Annotated in this window: 20 protein-coding genes; 19 read left to right on the top strand and 1 reads right to left on the bottom strand. The window is 32.9% G+C overall.

The features are described 5' to 3' along the window. Positions 1-9: 9 nt before the first annotated feature. Positions 10-213 carry a helix-turn-helix domain-containing protein gene (locus EXC62_RS06670; protein ID WP_026389895.1) on the bottom strand — a complete coding sequence of 68 codons (204 nt, stop codon included), beginning with the start codon at positions 211-213 and terminating at the stop codon, positions 10-12. 494 nt (positions 214-707) lie between these two features. Here EXC62_RS06670 and EXC62_RS06665 point away from each other — a divergent pair, with 494 nt between their 5' ends. The 19 genes from EXC62_RS06665 (at position 708) to EXC62_RS06580 (ending at position 16,807) form a co-directional block, all read left to right on the top strand. Continuing rightward, on the top strand, positions 708-1,238 hold the full coding sequence (locus tag EXC62_RS06665) for an RNA polymerase sigma factor (protein WP_026389894.1): 531 nt from the start codon (positions 708-710) through the stop codon (positions 1,236-1,238). A gap of 77 nt (positions 1,239-1,315) precedes the next feature. After that, positions 1,316-1,474, top strand: coding sequence for a hypothetical protein (locus EXC62_RS08885; RefSeq protein ID WP_156907451.1), 159 nt, complete (start codon positions 1,316-1,318; stop codon positions 1,472-1,474). Continuing rightward, complete coding sequence (locus EXC62_RS06660) at positions 1,464-2,645, top strand: DUF2800 domain-containing protein (RefSeq protein ID WP_026389893.1); 1,182 nt, start codon at positions 1,464-1,466, stop codon at positions 2,643-2,645. Before EXC62_RS08885 ends, EXC62_RS06660 begins: the two co-directional genes overlap by 11 nt. A 2-nt stretch (positions 2,646-2,647) precedes the next feature. Continuing rightward, positions 2,648-3,592 carry an ATP-binding protein gene (locus tag EXC62_RS06655; protein ID WP_035375499.1) on the top strand — a complete coding sequence of 315 codons (945 nt, stop codon included), beginning with the start codon at positions 2,648-2,650 and terminating at the stop codon, positions 3,590-3,592. A 2-nt stretch (positions 3,593-3,594) separates the two neighbouring features. After that, positions 3,595-4,050 carry a hypothetical protein gene (locus tag EXC62_RS06650; protein ID WP_052589597.1) on the top strand — a complete coding sequence of 152 codons (456 nt, stop codon included), beginning with the start codon at positions 3,595-3,597 and terminating at the stop codon, positions 4,048-4,050. 11 nt (positions 4,051-4,061) lie between these two features. Continuing rightward, complete coding sequence (locus EXC62_RS06645) at positions 4,062-5,639, top strand: DEAD/DEAH box helicase (protein WP_026389891.1); 1,578 nt, start codon at positions 4,062-4,064, stop codon at positions 5,637-5,639. Between the two features lie 11 nt (positions 5,640-5,650). Next, positions 5,651-7,666 (top strand): AAA family ATPase, encoded by a 2,016-nt coding sequence (locus EXC62_RS06640; RefSeq protein ID WP_162140073.1) that lies wholly within the window; start codon positions 5,651-5,653, stop codon positions 7,664-7,666. A 221-nt stretch (positions 7,667-7,887) separates the two neighbouring features. Further along, the gene (locus tag EXC62_RS06635; RefSeq protein ID WP_162140072.1) at positions 7,888-8,298 is read left to right on the top strand and encodes a RusA family crossover junction endodeoxyribonuclease; all 411 of its coding nucleotides are present in this window, start codon (positions 7,888-7,890) and stop codon (positions 8,296-8,298) included. A 2-nt stretch (positions 8,299-8,300) separates the two neighbouring features. Beyond that, entirely contained in the window at positions 8,301-8,714 is a 414-nt protein-coding gene (locus EXC62_RS06630; RefSeq protein WP_026389889.1) for a DUF1492 domain-containing protein, read from the top strand. A 56-nt stretch (positions 8,715-8,770) separates the two neighbouring features. Beyond that, positions 8,771-10,027, top strand: coding sequence for an HIRAN domain-containing protein (locus EXC62_RS06625; protein ID WP_052589594.1), 1,257 nt, complete (start codon positions 8,771-8,773; stop codon positions 10,025-10,027). Positions 10,028-10,282: 255 nt separating this feature from the next. Then, positions 10,283-10,804, top strand: a complete 522-nt coding sequence (locus tag EXC62_RS06620) for a helix-turn-helix domain-containing protein (RefSeq protein ID WP_026389888.1) — start codon at positions 10,283-10,285, stop codon at positions 10,802-10,804. Continuing rightward, the gene (locus EXC62_RS06615) at positions 10,743-11,948 is read left to right on the top strand and encodes a DNA modification methylase (protein WP_026389887.1); all 1,206 of its coding nucleotides are present in this window, start codon (positions 10,743-10,745) and stop codon (positions 11,946-11,948) included. The genes EXC62_RS06620 and EXC62_RS06615 overlap by 62 nt, the downstream gene beginning before the upstream one ends. An 87-nt stretch (positions 11,949-12,035) precedes the next feature. Then, positions 12,036-12,347 (top strand): DUF6329 domain-containing protein, encoded by a 312-nt coding sequence (locus EXC62_RS06610; protein WP_162140071.1) that lies wholly within the window; start codon positions 12,036-12,038, stop codon positions 12,345-12,347. Beyond that, positions 12,340-12,768, top strand: a complete 429-nt coding sequence (locus EXC62_RS06605; RefSeq protein ID WP_162140070.1) for a hypothetical protein — start codon at positions 12,340-12,342, stop codon at positions 12,766-12,768. The genes EXC62_RS06610 and EXC62_RS06605 overlap by 8 nt, the downstream gene beginning before the upstream one ends. Continuing rightward, a complete protein-coding gene (locus tag EXC62_RS06600; protein ID WP_026389886.1) occupies positions 12,765-13,145 on the top strand; it encodes a hypothetical protein in 381 nt (126 codons plus the stop codon). The genes EXC62_RS06605 and EXC62_RS06600 overlap by 4 nt, the downstream gene beginning before the upstream one ends. 129 nt (positions 13,146-13,274) lie before the next feature. Beyond that, positions 13,275-14,423 (top strand): methionine adenosyltransferase, encoded by a 1,149-nt coding sequence (gene metK, locus EXC62_RS06595; RefSeq protein ID WP_035375498.1) that lies wholly within the window; start codon positions 13,275-13,277, stop codon positions 14,421-14,423. Then, on the top strand, positions 14,389-14,673 hold the full coding sequence (locus EXC62_RS06590; RefSeq protein ID WP_026389884.1) for an HNH endonuclease: 285 nt from the start codon (positions 14,389-14,391) through the stop codon (positions 14,671-14,673). Before metK ends, EXC62_RS06590 begins: the two co-directional genes overlap by 35 nt. A 164-nt stretch (positions 14,674-14,837) precedes the next feature. After that, the gene (locus EXC62_RS06585) at positions 14,838-15,170 is read left to right on the top strand and encodes a hypothetical protein (RefSeq protein ID WP_162140069.1); all 333 of its coding nucleotides are present in this window, start codon (positions 14,838-14,840) and stop codon (positions 15,168-15,170) included. Further along, entirely contained in the window at positions 15,167-16,807 is a 1,641-nt protein-coding gene (locus EXC62_RS06580) for a terminase large subunit (RefSeq protein ID WP_026389882.1), read from the top strand. The genes EXC62_RS06585 and EXC62_RS06580 overlap by 4 nt, the downstream gene beginning before the upstream one ends. Positions 16,808-16,811: the final 4 nt, after the last annotated feature.

The raw sequence follows: 16,811 nt of genomic DNA, 5'->3' as shown, positions 1-16,811 counted from the left end.
CAGATAAAATTAATCATTGATAAAATCAACGATATCGCCAATATTACAATTTAGCGCTTTGCAAATACGACCCAATGTTTCAAGACTGACCGACTTCCCTTTACTCATGTTAGACATAGTAGTGGCATTGATCTTTGCTTTGTCCATTAGATCTTTTTTTATCATCTTATGGTCTATTAAAAGTTTCCATAATTTGTTATATGAGAATGTCATCTATAATTCCTCCTCATTTTCATGTTTATTTTATTAAATTATATCATGTAAGCGGTTTTTTCACAATCTAATCAACTAACTAAAACAGCAATAATATTACAAAAAAACATATATTTAATTTTGTTTATAGGTAATGTTAATACTATTTTTTGCACTTTTAAAAAACTGATTTAATTCTGCCGTCTCGGTGCCGACTATTGCCGGCTGCTGGACGTTTTTTATCAAGTATTTAAGATGTAGAATAGTGATGAAAGAAGCTAATAGTATTATCGTTCTTTCAAACATTCATTTACTTCCGTTGCTGCAGCAAACGGTCCTTAATTTCAATGAATGAAATTTAATCAAGATCAACTCTTATAAGGAAAGAGTGGATACAAACATTTGAAATGGAGAAATCCGAAATTTCAAGGTTTTTGTAATCCGTTTTTTCTACATGCCTTGATCTATTAAGAAGCCTTCATTTCAGGATTAACACTGAAGCGGAGGTTTTTTTAATGAATAAAACAAAAAAAGAAAAAGATATGTATCCAAATATTTATGGATATGGAGATTTAGAAGTATTAAAAAAAGAAATTGATAAAGGAATATTTGACGAACAAGGTATCAGATTAACAAATTGGATACATTTTATAGACATTGATGGACATAGAAGATTTGTTCCATGTACTGAGGAGTATTTTCATAAACATCGAAATCTAAATAGGAATGAGCAAAGAAGAGAAAACAGAGCAAGAGAAAAGTGTCCTGTTTCAATGGATGACCTAAAAGATAAATATAATTATGAATTTCCAGATCCTTCTTATGCAGAAAATATAGAAAAACAACAAGAAGAGGATCTTGTGGATTACTTATGGGAATTAATATCTGAGTTTAAAGAGATAGAACAAACAATTATTAGACTTCATTTTGAAGGATATACAGATGCACAAATTGGTGTAGCAATTAATAGGGCAACTTCATCAGTTCAAGAGAGAAGAGTTAGGTTAATTGAAAAATTAAAAGAAAAAGCAACAAAGTTTAGATAAAATCCGGTTTTTTATAACTCTACCGGCCATTAACCTTTGAGGGGAAATAATCCCCATTAGAAAGCGAGGATAGAAGAATGGAAAAAGATCCAAAAGACAAGGATAAAAGTCTCACTAATAAAGATCTTGTAGAAACATTACTACTTATTAGTGAAACCAGTAAAGTTTTGGCTCAGGAGATTATGTTAACTCCAAAAGACAAGCCAGATAAAGGAGGTGATGAAAGTGGGAAATAGTTCAACGACTCATAGTAAAAAATATAGTCCAAGTAAAAGTAATATTTGGCTAAATTGTCCACTCAGCACTCTATTGAATGATGGTAGTGGTGAAGAGATAAGCCCACAAGCAGAATTTGGAACTCAGTGTCATGAATTAAGTTCAGCATTAATTAATAAATCTTTAAAGCTTATTGATTATGAAAATGAAAGTAAGCCGGTAGAAGAGTTAATTAAAGAGCTTGATATGTATTCACCTGAGATGCAGGAGATTGCTGATGGTTATGCAGATTTTGTTGTTAATACATTTGAGTTTGAAAAAACAAGATCTGGTGAGAAACCATTAATTATTATTGAGCAGCTTTTAAAGATGGACTTTGATGAAGATGCTAAAGGGACATTAGATTGTGGAATCATCTCATCTATGAATGGTGGAACCCTCACTGTAATTGATTTAAAAACTGGAAGGATACCAGTTTATACATTTGATGATGAAACTAAAATGTTTAATTCACAATTAGGAATTTATGCACTTTATTTCTATAAAGCATACAAAGATTTATATCCAATCAAAAAGGTAAGATTAATAGTTTATCAACCGGTAATTTCAAATACAAATGAATATGAAATGGATATAGACGATTTACTAGTGTTTGAAGCGATGGTTCTACGCCCTGCAGTTATTAGAACTAAAGAAGAAAATCCGGAAGCTAATCCAGGCAAACATTGTAGATATTGTTCAGCAAATGCTGTATGCAGTAAAAGAGCTGAAGTAAATCTTGAGATTACACAAGAAATGAACAAAGCATTTAATTTATTAACGGATAAAGAAATTGAGGAAATCCTACCAAAACTTGATGAATTCATAAAGTATGCAGAAGACTTAAAAAAACATGTACTTAAGAAAGCGATAGATGGACACAAGTGGAACGGATTTAAATTAGTTTATGGTAAGGGCAGTAGAAAGATCGTTAATGAAGATGCGGTAATTAAAATTTGCAAAAGTTTAGAAATTGATCCATATGTTGAAAGCAAAGTGGCAGGGATAACCGAATTAACTAAACGATTAGGAAAAGAAAGATTTAATAGTTTAATTGCACCTCACTTAGAAATGCAGACGGGCTCGTTAAGTTTAGTCCCAGATGAAGATCCTCGAAAAGAGGCAGAGATTATAAAAGAAGGAGACAAATAGGAATGTTGAAAATTATTGAAGGAAAAGAAAAAAGACCACTAAAAGTAGTGATTTATGGTCCAGAAGGCATAGGTAAATCTACCTTTGCCAGCAAGTTCCCTGACCCACTATTTATAGATACCGAGGGTGGTACAAGCAATTTAGATGTTAGAAGAATCAAATGTAATAAGTCATGGGATGAATTATTACTAATAGTCAAAGAGGTTATTAAGAATCCTACAATTTGTAAAACGTTAGTTTTAGATACTGCAGATTGGTCAGAAACTTTATGTATTAATGCAGTAACTGAAAAGTATAGAAAAAATAACATTGAGGATTTTGGTTACGGTAAGGGCTATGTCTATCTACTTGATGAATATACAAAACTATTAACCTTGTTCGACCAAGTAATAGAAGCGGGTATTAATGTTGTTATTACTGCCCATGCAAAGCCTCGCAAGTTTGAGCTTCCAGAAGAGCAAGGTGCATTCGATAGATATGAAATGAAACTAACGAAACAGGTAGCGCCAGTAATTAAGGAATGGTCAGACGCGCTATTCTTTACCAACTACAAGATTTATGTAGTTACAACAGAAAGTAATCGTAGGAAAGCACAAGGCGGAAAAAGAGTTTTATATACAACTCATAACCCAACATACGATGCAAAGAACCGCTTTGATTTACGAGAAGAGTTAGAACTTGATTTTAAATCAATTGCTCATTTATTTGAAGGCTTAGAACAACCTGTAAAGGAACCAGAACTAAGCTTAACTGTTCAAAGACTAAACAAGATGATTGTTGATGCTGGGATTAGTGAACTTGAATTACAAGAAGTAGTAGCAGAAAAAGGACACTATGAATTAAGTGTGCTGGTTCAAAATTATTCAGATGAATTTATTACAAGATGGATTATTCCAAATTGGGAACGTGTATTAGAAACAATTAAAAATAAAAAAGGAGAACAATAAAAATGCAAGAAAATAATAAAGATATGTTAATGGATTGGAATGATTCAATTGAAAGTGATGGTCAGGAGTTTATATTACTTCCTGATGGTGAGTACAACTTTACAGTTACAAATTTTGAAAGAGGTAGATTTCCTGGTGGAGCAAAAGTTCCGCCTTGTAATAAAGCAACCATTACTGTTCAAGTAGATTCAAAAGAAGGGGTTGCAACAGTGAAATTCGACCTACTTTTATATAAATCTTTAGAGTGGAAATTATCAGCATTCTTTAGATCAATCGGACAAAAGAAACATGGTGAGAAACTATCTATGGATTGGAATAAAGTAGTAGGTTCAAAAGGTCGTGGTTACTTCAAACAAAAAACATATACAAATCAAAGTGGTGAAGATAGAACTTATAACGACTTAGACAGATTCATTGACTATGATCAAGCGAATTTTATAGATGATCTTCCATTTTAAGGAGGGCTACTATGATTTTAAGACCATACCAAAATGAGGCTGTAAAAGCTATTCGTAATGAATGGAAGAATGGCAATGCAAAGACATTGTTGGTGTTGCCAACGGGAACAGGCAAAACAGTCGTATTTTCAAAAGTTATTGAAGAAGAAACTAAAGATGGCGACAAAGCTTTAGTTATTGCACATCGTGGTGAACTATTAGATCAAGCAGCAGATAAATTAAAAGTAACTAGCGGTTTAGATTCAGCCTTGGAAAAGGCTGAGTCAACTGCGGTTGGTTCGTCAAAAAAAGTTACTGTTGCATCCATTCAAACACTCTCACAAGAAAAACGGTTAACAGCTTATCCAAGAGATTATTTTAAGACAATAGTTGTGGATGAAACACATCATGCAATGAGTGATACTTATCAAAGAGTTTTAAAGCATTTTGATGGTGCAAATATACTAGGTGTTACTGCAACACCTGATCGTGCAGATCAGAGAAGCCTGGGTAAGTTTTTTGACTCAAAAGCATATGAATATTCAATGCATCAAGCAATTAAAGAAGGATACTTAAGTCCGGTTAGAGCTCAGATGATTCCACTTGAATTAGACATTCATGAAGTAGGTATTTCAAATGGTGATTATGCAGTAGGTCAAGTTGGATCTGCACTTGATCCATATTTAAATCAGATAGCACTTGAGATACTTAAATATGCAAAAGGTAGAAAGACAGTCGTATTTTTACCGCTGATTAAAACATCGCAGAAGTTCTGTGAATTACTAAATCTTCACGGCCTAAGAGCTGCAGAAATTAATGGTGAAAGTAAAGATAGAGAACAAATACTGGCAGATTTTGAAGCTGGTGAATATGATGTGCTTTGTAATTCTATGTTACTTACTGAAGGTTGGGATTCTCCCAGTGTAGATTGTATTGTTGTTTTGCGTCCTACAAAGATTAGAAGTTTATATCAGCAAATGGTAGGTCGTGGGATGCGTATTCATCCAGGTAAAGAAAACTTACTATTATTAGATTTTTTATGGATGACAGAACGTCATGATTTATGTAGGCCGTCAGCACTTATTTCAAAAGATGCAGAATTAGCAAAACGCATAGATGAAAAAATGATGAACAAAGAAAGTGGTATTGATTTATTAGATGCTGAAACAGAAGCACAAAGTGATGTTGTCAAAGAACGCGAGGATGCTTTAAAAAGAGAACTGGATGCAATGCGTAAAAGAAAACGCGGACTGGTTGATCCTATTCAATATGCATTTTCTATCGCTGCTGAAGACCTAGCAAACTATGAACCAACATTTGCGTGGGAGATGGGACCTGCTTCAGAAAAACAACTTGAGTATTTAGAAAAACAAGGTATTCACTCAGCTGCAGTAACAAGCTCTGGAATGGCAAGCACGCTAATTGATAAGTTAATAAACAGAAAAGCTGAAGGATTAGCAACACCAAAACAAATACGATTATTAGAAAGATATGGATTTATCCATGTTGGTATGTGGCCTTTTGAAGCTGCAAGTAAGATGATTACTCGCATTGCAGATAATGGTTGGTTAGTACCAAGAGAGATTAATACAAATACTTATCAACCTTAGGAGGAACAAACATGGATTTATTAGCGACACTTAAAAATATAGATGTATCAAAGGTTTCATATCATGATTGGATAAGTGTCGGTATGGCACTTAAAGCTGAAGGTTATGATGTATCGGTATGGGATGAGTGGAGTAAAAATGACACCAGATATAAACCTGGTGAGTGTGATAGGAAATGGGGGAGCTTTGGTGGTTCCTCCGAACCTGTTGCAGGTGGTACGATTGTTAAACTTGCAAAAGATTATGGTTGGATACATCCGGTTGATCTTAAGGATGGATTCTTAGAATGGGATGACATTATTGAATATGATGGCGCTGGTGCAATCTATGAACCTTCGGTAGAAATGAAGCCAACAGAACAACTCATTAAATATCTTGAGACACTATTTAAAGATGATGAATTTGTAGGCTATGTAACAAGTGATGTTTGGCAAGACTCGACAGGTAAGTGGATGCCAAGCAAAGGACAATTTGATAGGACTGCAAAAGAACTTATAACACAACTTAAAAAGAATCCAGAGGATATGGGTGCTGTACTTGGAGATGTTAAAGAAGATTGTGGTGGTTGGATTAGATTTAATCCAGTTGACGGTGGTGGTGTAAAAAATGATAACATAACTAGATTTACTTATGCTCTAGTTGAATCAGACGATATACCAATTTCTGAACAAGATGCAATATATAGAAAATTAGAACTACCGATTGCTTGCTTAGTTCATAGTGGTAGTAGAAGTTTACATGCAATAGTAAAAGTTGATGCTAAAGATGCAGATGAATATAGAAAACGTGTTGATTACTTATATGATTTCTTAGATAAAAGTGGACTTAAAGTTGATAGAGCAAACCGTAATCCTTCAAGATTATCAAGAATTCCAGGTGTACAAAGAAAAGGTGTTATTCAAACTTTAGTAGATACAAATATAGGTAGACGAAATTGGAATGAGTGGCTAGATTTTGCTGAAGGTATTGTTGATGAAATGCCTAGTTTAATATATCTTGATGAAGCCTTAGCAAATCCTCCAAAGCTACCAGAAGTACTAATTGATGGCATTGTAAGAGTTGGACACAAAATGTTAATTTCAGGTTCATCAAAAGCAGGTAAAAGTTTTTTATTAATGCAACTGGCTATAGCACTATCGGAAGGTCTTAAATGGCTAGGATTCAAGTGTAAGAAATCAAAGGTTTTATATGTCAATTTAGAAATTGATGGTGCAAGCTGTATAAATAGATTTGCTGAAATATATAAAGCATTGAAACTAAAACCTAAGTATAGTCATGACATTGTAATTTGGAACCTTCGTGGTAGAGCAATGCCTTTAGATAAATTAGTGCCTAGGTTGATAAGAAAAGTTCAAAATCAAGGTTATGACGCTATCATTATTGACCCTATATATAAAGTTATTACAGGAGATGAAAACAATGCATCAGAAATGGGTGCATTTAGTAATCAATTCGATAAGATTTGTAATGAAACAGGATGTGCTGCTATTTATTGTCATCATCATTCAAAGGGTGCTCAAGGATTCAAAAAAGCAATGGATAGAGCTTCAGGATCAGGTGTGTTTGCAAGAGATCCAGATGCACAACTAGACATGATACAACTTGAAACCAGTGATGAATTTATGGCTGTTAATGCTGATGTATTATCATCAACTGCATGGCGTTTAGAGAGTAGCCTTAGAGAGTTTAAGAATATAAATCCAGTTAACTTTTGGTTTGAATATCCAATTCATAGAGTAGATGAAAAAGGCATTCTTACTAAGCACTTTGCAGAAGGAGACCCTAAAGGAAATCTTGAAAAAAGCGGTAAAAGAAAGCAGACACCTGAGTTGAGAAAAGAAGAGTTTGATACAGCCTTTGATTTAAATAAACTTGAGGATGGAACTTGTGAAGCAACAGTCCTAGCAGAATATTTAGATATTTCAGATAGAACAGTAAGAGCAAGAGTTAAAGAGTTTAGTGATGAATATCAAACAGAAAAAGGAATTATTACAAGAAAACAAGACCTGGCAGAAAGGGAAAAATGATGTCTGCCAGCACAAAAACACTATCTCTGGCAAAAAGGAAAAAACTCCTATCTGCCAGCTGGCAGAAAAACTGGCAGAAAGGGCTTATATATAGTTGTTGCCAACAACAGCTGACGCATCGTTTGTAGAATAGGGCTTATAGCACGCCCTATTCCAAACAAATGCCTCATCCGTCAGCACATCCTTTCTACCAAAAGAATAATTAAGAAAAGGAGAAAGTAATGAAAATATTTCTAATATTCGATCCACCAACCATTACAGCTCAAATGAATAAAGTAGCAATTGTAAACAATAGGCCGATTTTTTATAAACCTGAAAAAGTAAAACAAGCAAGAGCTACAATCATTACTCATTTAAAACCTTTTAAACCAGAGGGACCATTAGAAGGACCTATTAAGTTAGAAGTTATATGGAGATTTCCAAAAGGTAAAAGATATAAACATAATGAGTGGAGAGTAACTAAACCAGATACAGATAATTTAGAAAAGATGCTAAAGGATTGTATGACTGAGGTTGGTTTTTGGAAAGATGACTCACAGGTTGTCGTTGAGCATGTTGAAAAGTTGTGGTCAAATGACCCAACAGGTATAGAAATAGAAATCAAGGTATTAGACAGATTTAAGGAGGAGTGACAATGGAAGTTCAAAAATATTTAAGTAGATACCACTACATGACTATAAAACTTAGAAAGTTACAAGATTTATATGATGAATATATCCGTATGTCACATTCAATTCCTAGTGTTCAGTTTAATCAGATTAGGGTTTCGGGAACTAGAAACTTAGATGCTCCTTTTGTTAAGTGGATACATAAAGCTATGGGAGTAGATTTTGATATTGAAAATTTAAAGAAAGATCTGCCAATTGTAAAAGGTGAAATACTTTCAGTAATTAGTGAATTAGAAGATCCAGAATTAGAGAGACTTTTAATTTACAAATATATCGACTGGATGACTTGGAGACAAATAGCAGATAAAATGTATTGTTCACAAGCAACAATTAGAAGGTGGCATGAAAAGGCTGTAGAATTAATAAAAACACCTGATTAAAATAAAATCCTTAAGAATTATGGTAAAATATAGTAAAATACCAAGGAGTTGTTAGTATGATTGGGTATCCTAGAATGTTAACGTTTGATGAATGGTATGAAAAATATATAGAGAAATTTAATCCACCTAAAAATAATTTTTTAGCACTAATATATATGTTTTTTTACGTATTAGGATTTTTATTTAACTTGTTAACATTTGGTTTAGGTAGTATTTTGATTATGCTTATCTTTCTCCCAGCTTATTTTTCGTATAAATTTAAATATATTAGTACTAAAGAAAAAAAATCTAATACAACAGTTTTAGTTGAAATTGATGAATTTAATAAAAAAAAATTAAAACTAAAAGATATAACTAAACCTATAAAAGAAGGCTATATTTTTAGGGGGTGGACTTTTGTAAATGGAAGTTCTGTTTCTAGCGTTTGGGACCTAACGCAAGACACAAAAATTATTGCTAAATGGGAAGAAACATACAAAACAAAAATTGAAAGATTAAAACGAGAAGATGAAATAAAAAGGCATAAGGAAAAAAAAGCTAAACAAGAGATTAGAAATGTATTGTTAAAAAAAACACTTATTACCCAATTAACATCTGAATTAATATCTCCTTTACATGAATTAGCACACACAAAAGTAAATCCCATGAATAAATTGTTGAATGAGTTAACAGATTCTATGTTATTCTCTGTTATTGAATTATCTATGGGGTTAAGAATGTTTGCTAAATTAAAAGAAAATGAAAAGGAAGAATTAGAATCAAAAATTGTTTACAAGAAGGGTTTTTATTTAAAACTTAGCGGTGTATCAATGGAAGGAAGACAAGATAATGTTAAAAAAGCAAAAGTAGGTGATAGGTTAAAGTATTTTAGAGAACCTAATAATTTTTATGATAAAAATGCGATTCTAATAAAAACTGAATCTGGCTTAGAGTTAGGATATATTCCTAGAAGAAATAACAGTGAACTTGCTGATAAAATTGATAAAGGTATTAAGTTTAAAATGAGTATATCTTCAATAACTGGTTATGGATATAAATATAAAGGTGTTAATGTATATATAGAAGAGCAAGTTCTGGGTGAAAAACAAGAAGGAAATCTTTTACAAGGTCCCAAATCAGGTGCTATAGAAAAGTCCAGACCAATAAAAAAAACCTATCCTTCATATTATTATAATCCATATGAGGACTACAATCCATATGAGGACTACAATCCATATGAGGACTACAATCCATATGAAGATAATGACCCATATGATGATAATGATGATTTTTTAGGCGACTTTATAGATTTTATCGACCATGAATTTGATTAAAATAATGAGCAAGCCTGAGCAGCCTTGAGCGCTTGTGAAATTGTCAAGAGCATGATATTATTAAAATGAGCAAAGCCATCGCAAGGTGTGCTTTGTTCTAAATTAAAAATAAGCGAAATGGAATACTGGCTTAAAGACCAGCCTAGAAACTATAAAGAATTCATTAATTTGAGTTCTTTTTTGTTTTTGCAGAAATACTTGTAGTATTCCAACTGGTAAAATATTACAGTTTTATATAGCAGTTGGAGTGATTATATGAAAGGAAAAATGCTAGATACTTATGAAAAGTGGGAAAAGTCTGGTCATCTTGATGAAAAATTAGAGGCAATTAAAGAAATGGTGGCTAAACGAGCAACACAAAGACAAGTTGCCGAGTATTTAGGTATATCAGAAAAAACAATAATAAAACTAAGGAAAGTACATCCTAAATTAAACGATGCATTTTCTTATGGTGATGAAGTACTTAAAAATACATTACTTGATGCAATATATCAAAAAGCCATCGGTTTTGAATATGAAGAGTCACAAACAATTATTGAGGAGACAAAGACAAGTAATAAAAAACGAATCACAAAATATAAGAAACGAGCACTTCCGGATGTTTCTGCAATTAAGTATTTGCTTGTGATTCATTTTGGTATTGAATTTAATGAAAAGAAGGCTGAGCTTGAGTTGATGGCCAGACGATTAGAGAAAGATGAGGAAGAGTGGACTAATGAACATAGTGATGAAACAAATAACAGAACTCAAAGAGTACGAAAACAATCCAAGAAATAATGATGCAGCAGTAGATGCTGTTGCTAAAAGTATTGAAGAGTTCGGTTTTAAGGTTCCAATTGTAGTTACAAGTAAAAATGTAATTATTGCAGGTCATACAAGATTAAAGGCGAGTATTAAACTTGGTTTATTAGAAGTTCCTTGTATTATTGCGGATGATTTAACTGATGAACAAGTTAAAGCATTTAGACTTGCGGATAATAAAACAGCAGAGCTTGCTTCTTGGGATTTTTCAAAGTTAGAAGAAGAACTCTCATTAATTGAGATGGATATGTTACAATTTGGCTTTGAAGATTTAGAATCTGATATTCCTGATAATGCAACTGATGATGACTTTGACCCAGATGCTGAAATACCTGAAGTTCCAGTTAGCAGGAAAGGTGACCTTTATGTACTTGGAAAACACAGAGTCTTATGTGGAGACTCGACATTAAAAGAAGATGTCGATAATTTAGTTAATGAAAAGTTAGTTGATATGATCTTTACAGATCCACCATATAATGTTGATTATGAAGGGACAGCTGGGAAAATTCAAAATGACAAAATGGAAGATAGTGCATTCTATCTTTTTTTATTAGATGCATTTACTAATATGTTTGAAAACACTAAAAAAGGTGGTGCTATTTATGTTTGTCACGCTGATACTGAAGGACTTAATTTTAGGAATGCATATAAAAATGCAGGTTACAAACTTGCAGAGTGTTTAATATGGGTAAAAAATGCTTTAGTTTTAGGTAGACAAGATTACCACTGGAGACATGAGCCTATTCTTTATGGTTGGAAAGAAGGAGCCGCTCATTACTTTATAGATGATAGAACTCAAGATACTATCTGGGAATATAATAAACCAAGAAGAAACGAAGAGCATCCAACCATGAAACCACTAGAGTTAGTAGGTAAAGCAATCGCAAACTCATCAAGAGTTGGTGAGACAGTATTAGACCTATTTGGTGGTAGTGGATCAACTTTAATTGCAGCTGATCAACTTGGTAGGTCTGCATACTTAATGGAACTTGATGAGAAGTTCGTTGATGTTATCATAAAGCGATTTATTCGTTATAAAGAAAGTAACATCGATGACTTTTATAGAATACGAGAAGGTGTTAAAACACCATTAAGTGAGATATTAGAATTTAATCTTTAAATAAAGTCACTATAGTGAAAATATGACTTGCTATTTTGCTTCTTTTATTTATATATAGTAGTAACGAAAAAGAAAGAAGGTAAACTAATGAAGGTTAAATTTGAAAGAAAAGCATTTAAAGAACAGATTGTTCCAGAGGATGATTTTGTAATTGAAACAGTAGTTGAATTACCAATCAAAGAATTTAATAAGTTTTTAGATGACATGCTAGGTGATTATAAATTCATTGAAGAGAGAAAACATTTAATGTATGTTGATAGGGATAATGTTTGGCATGCAATTTATGTAACAGCAAAAGATATTGATTATGGAATCTTAGTTCAATCAGAAGGATATGGTTATGCAAGATACTCAGCATTTTTAAGAAGATGCCATGTTGTAGAGGTCCGTCATGACTGAAAAAAGAATATCCCTTAAAACTTGGATTGAAAGATTTAATAATAATGAATTTGAAAATGAAAACACTAATGTTCAAATTGAAGCTGGCTGGTATGATTGGTTTTGTAGAGATACAAGCTTAAAAAACAAAACCAAGAAGATGGGTCAAATTATCAAACAGATTAAAGATGGTGGCAAAGTTGATTTAAATAATATGTATGTATGGTTTAAAAATAACTGTCCAATGAGTGGTCCACTATATGATGATTTTAGAATTGCAAACATCAACGATGGTGCAACACAATTACTAGTTCAATTGGACTCACCTTGGGAAGATACAAAGTATGTGGTTTATAGTGTTGATGACTTCTTTGATAAACCAGTCTTACTTACAAACTCAAGTAGAGAATTAGTTAAATGGTTAAACGGTGTACTTCAATGAGTGTATTTGAATATAGTAATCCTCATCCAAAAGGACTACTTACAACTGATTGTGTTGTAAGAGCAATTGCACTAGCATTTGATAAAGACTACTTAGAAGTAAGAAGAGAACTAAACCAAAGTAAAAAAGAATTAGGCTTTGGTAGTTACAAAGAAACAAAGTTCATTTATAAATATTTAGAGAGATTTGATAGAATCGTATTAAAAGTTCCAAAAGGAGTACCTAGAGTTAAAGTTGATGACTTTGTAGAATTGTTTAAAGAAGGAACTTATATAGTCAAACTATCGAAGCACATCGCATGTATTAAAGATGGTAAGTTATTAGATACTTGGGACTCAAGTTACCGCTCAGTTTATACAGCATGGAAAATTAAATAAGATTAACGGCTTTAAACAGCCTTTAATTTCAAACACTTAGGCTCCACGTTCGCACGTGTGGCCTTTTTAAGTCTTATAAGGACTTACACTCAAACTAACTTATAAAACAAACAGAAGGGAAATTTCAAAATGATAAAATACATTTCAAGCGAGTCAGTCTTTGAAGGTCATCCAGATAAGGTCTGTGACCAGATCAGCGATGCGATCTTAGATGAAATCTTAAAAGAAGATATAGATGCGAGGGTAGCAGTTGAAACTGCAATCAAGGGTAACAAAGTATTTATCTTTGGTGAGGTAACAACTACAGCAAAGGTTAACTATAAATTAATTGCAGGAAGAGTTCTATTAGATATTGGTTATCCTGAAGAGTTTGATATCTTAGTTCATCTATCAGAACAATCACCGGATATCGCAATCGGTGTGAATGAACGATATAACAAAGAACAAGGTGCAGGAGACCAAGGCATGATGTATGGTTATGCAACTGATGAAACAGAAGAACGTATACCACTACCACTTGCTGCTGCACACGCAATTGCTAGAAAGTTTAAAGAAATAAGAAATAACAAATACTTTTACCTTTTTGGTCCAGATGGTAAATGTCAGGTTACTTGTTCATATGTAAATGATAAACCAAGAGCAATTGAAACAATTGTTGTATCAGCTCAAACAAGAAAGTATGCAAATCAAACAGAAGTTAATAGAGTTATCTTAGATGAAATATTAATACCACTCTTTGGAGACATTGAAGACATCAATATTTTAATCAATCCAACTGGTGAATTTATCATTGGTGGTCCAGAAGCTGACGCAGGTTTAACTGGTAGAAAGATTATAGTTGATACTTATGGAGGTTTCTCTCATCATGGTGGTGGTGCTTTTAGTGGTAAGGATACTTCAAAGGTAGATAGAAGCGCTGCTTATTATGCACGCTATGCTGCAAAGAGCTTCGTTGACGCAGGACTAGCTAAGCGTTGTGAAATTGGTGTAGCATACTCAATTGGCGTGGCACAACCAGTATCACTTTATATTGATACCTTTGGAACAGGCGTAGCATCTGATGAAGATTTACTCTACCTTTTAAAGTTGCATTTTGATTTTACACCAGCAAACATTAGAAAAGAACTCAAACTTGATAAGGTTAAGTTTAGAAAACTTTCACACTTTGGTCATGTTGGTAGAATGGATCTTAATGTTAAATGGGAAGATACCAAATCCAAAGCAGATAAATTAAGGGAAACTTATGGGAAAACCAAAAGAACTCCACAGGTTTTATAAATCGAAGGCTTGGCTCATTGCTCGCAATCTTAAAACAAACGCCACACAGGGCAAGTGTGAGCGGTGTGGTGCGATAGGTGAAGAGGTACATCACAAGATCAGGTTAACAGTCGATAATGTGAATGATGTTAATATAAGTTTAAATCAAGATAACTTGGAATTGCTATGCAAAGATTGTCATAATGAAGAGCATGGAAGGTTTAAGAAAAAAGAAGTGTTGTTTGATGATGATGGTAATTTTATAGGATAAGTATTATAAAACAATCCCCCCACTAAGATAAATATATGAACGCTTAGGGTACCGCATGGGTGGGCAATTAAAAAACGCAAGGCCAATTTTTTGAAAATCTGAAAAACATTTAACGAATTAAGTCACACTTGTGGCTTTTTTTGTTGTAAAGCGAGGTAATACTTATGGGAAAGATGAGTAATGTTAATGTTGAATACTTAAGATTAAAATCATTATTTAATTCAGTAGATCCAACTAAAACAGAACTTGTAGATAATTTAATTAACGAAGCAGCATTTATGAAAGTTCAGTTGTCAACCCTTCAAGAACAAATCAAGAAACATGGTGCAGTTCAAATATCATCTAAAGGTAATCAGAGGCAAACAGAAGCTGCCAAATATTACACAAAGCTTGTGAATTCTTATGGAACTGTAATTAAAACTCTAAACTCCATAATGGGCAAGAATGTTATAGACGATGATGATGAGTTCGATAAATTTATGGCACGAATAGAATGAGTAACTATTTATTAGAATACTATGAAAAGATTAACAGTGGTGAAATCCTAGTAGGTAAAGAATTAAAAATCGTTTTAGATGGTTTAGTGAAAGATTTACAGAACCCTAGATACCACTTTGATTTAAAGCCTGGCAATATTAGAATTGATTTTATTGAAACCTTTTGTAAGCATACAAAAAGTCCGTTTAATGGTGAGCCGTTTATATTAGAGCTTTGGGAAAAAGCAGTATTGCAAGTAGCATATGGTTTTAAGATGGCAGATACTAATCTTAGAAGATTTAATGAAGTTATCTTACTCATTGCCAGAAAAAATGGTAAGACTACATTTATTGCTGCTATTGACCTTGCTGAGTTTTTCTTATCAAAAGGTGGTGTTGATATTGTATGTGCATCAAATACGACTGAACAAGCAAACATTCTTTTTGAAGAAATCAATAATATGAGAGAGCAATCTAAAGCACTGTCTAATGAAAGACGAAGCAAAAAGAACATCTTTCACATTTACTCACCAAAGACAAAAAATAAAATCAAGAAGTTATCTGCTCAATCAAGAAACAAGGATGGATATAACATTGAAGTGGGTTGTATTGACGAAGTTCATGAAATGACTGATTCTAAAGTATATGATGCAATTAAACAAAGTCAATCAACAAAAGAAGAACCTCTGATATTCATTATTACAACAGAGGGGACTACAGTTGGTGGATTTTTAGATAACAAGTTAGATTATGTTAGAAAGATGATCAAAGGTGAGATCCAAGATGAAAGAGTCCTTCCTTGGTTATATACTCAAGATTCAGTTGATGAAATTTACCAAGATAAGAAAACATGGCAAAAATCTAATCCTAGTTTAGGGGTAGTAAAAACTCATCATTACTTAGAGGACTTGATGAATAAAGCAAGACATGATTTGGCGACACGCGTTACCATGTTATGCAAAGACTTCAATATTAAACAATTAGAACAAGGATCATGGTTGACATTTGATGATCTAAATAATGATGTAACCTATAACATTGATGATTTAAGAAACAGCTATGCAATTGGCGGTGTTGACTTATCATCAACAACTGACTTAACAGTAGCGTTGTTACTATTAATTAAAGATGGTAAGAAGTATGTGATTCCACAATTCTTTATGCCAAGTGAAGTTATCAAACGCAGGAAAGAGGAAGATAATGTTCCTTATGATATCTGGGTTGAGCGAGGCTTAATTACAGTGACCAATGGTAATCAAAATGATTTTACATTAGTTACCCAGTGGTTCTTAATGATGATTAGAACCCATGAGATAAGACCGCTCTGGGTTGGCTATGACCCATGGAACAGTCAGTATTGGACTAAGGAAATGGAAGAGTTAGGTTTTGAAATGGAAAAGGTTAGACAAGGCATTTATTCATTGTCTGAACCAATGAAACAATTAGAAGCTGACTTAAAGAATGGTAATGTTATTTATAATAACAATCCAATCATGAAATGGAATCTAGCGAACACACAAGCAAAGATTGATATAAATGGAAATATCCAACCATCAAAACTTGGGAGTAAGTATAAAAGAATTGATGGTGCAGTAGCACTCATTATTGCTTATGCTGTTTTAAATAGATATAAACTTGAATATGAAAATATGATTTAATGGA

The sequence above is a fragment of the Haploplasma axanthum genome, from assembly GCF_900660745.1.
Lineage (GTDB): Bacteria > Bacillota_I > Bacilli_A > Acholeplasmatales > Acholeplasmataceae > Haploplasma > Haploplasma axanthum.
Note: the sequence above shows the minus strand (reverse complement) of the source record. Positions and strands in the feature narration are given on the sequence as shown.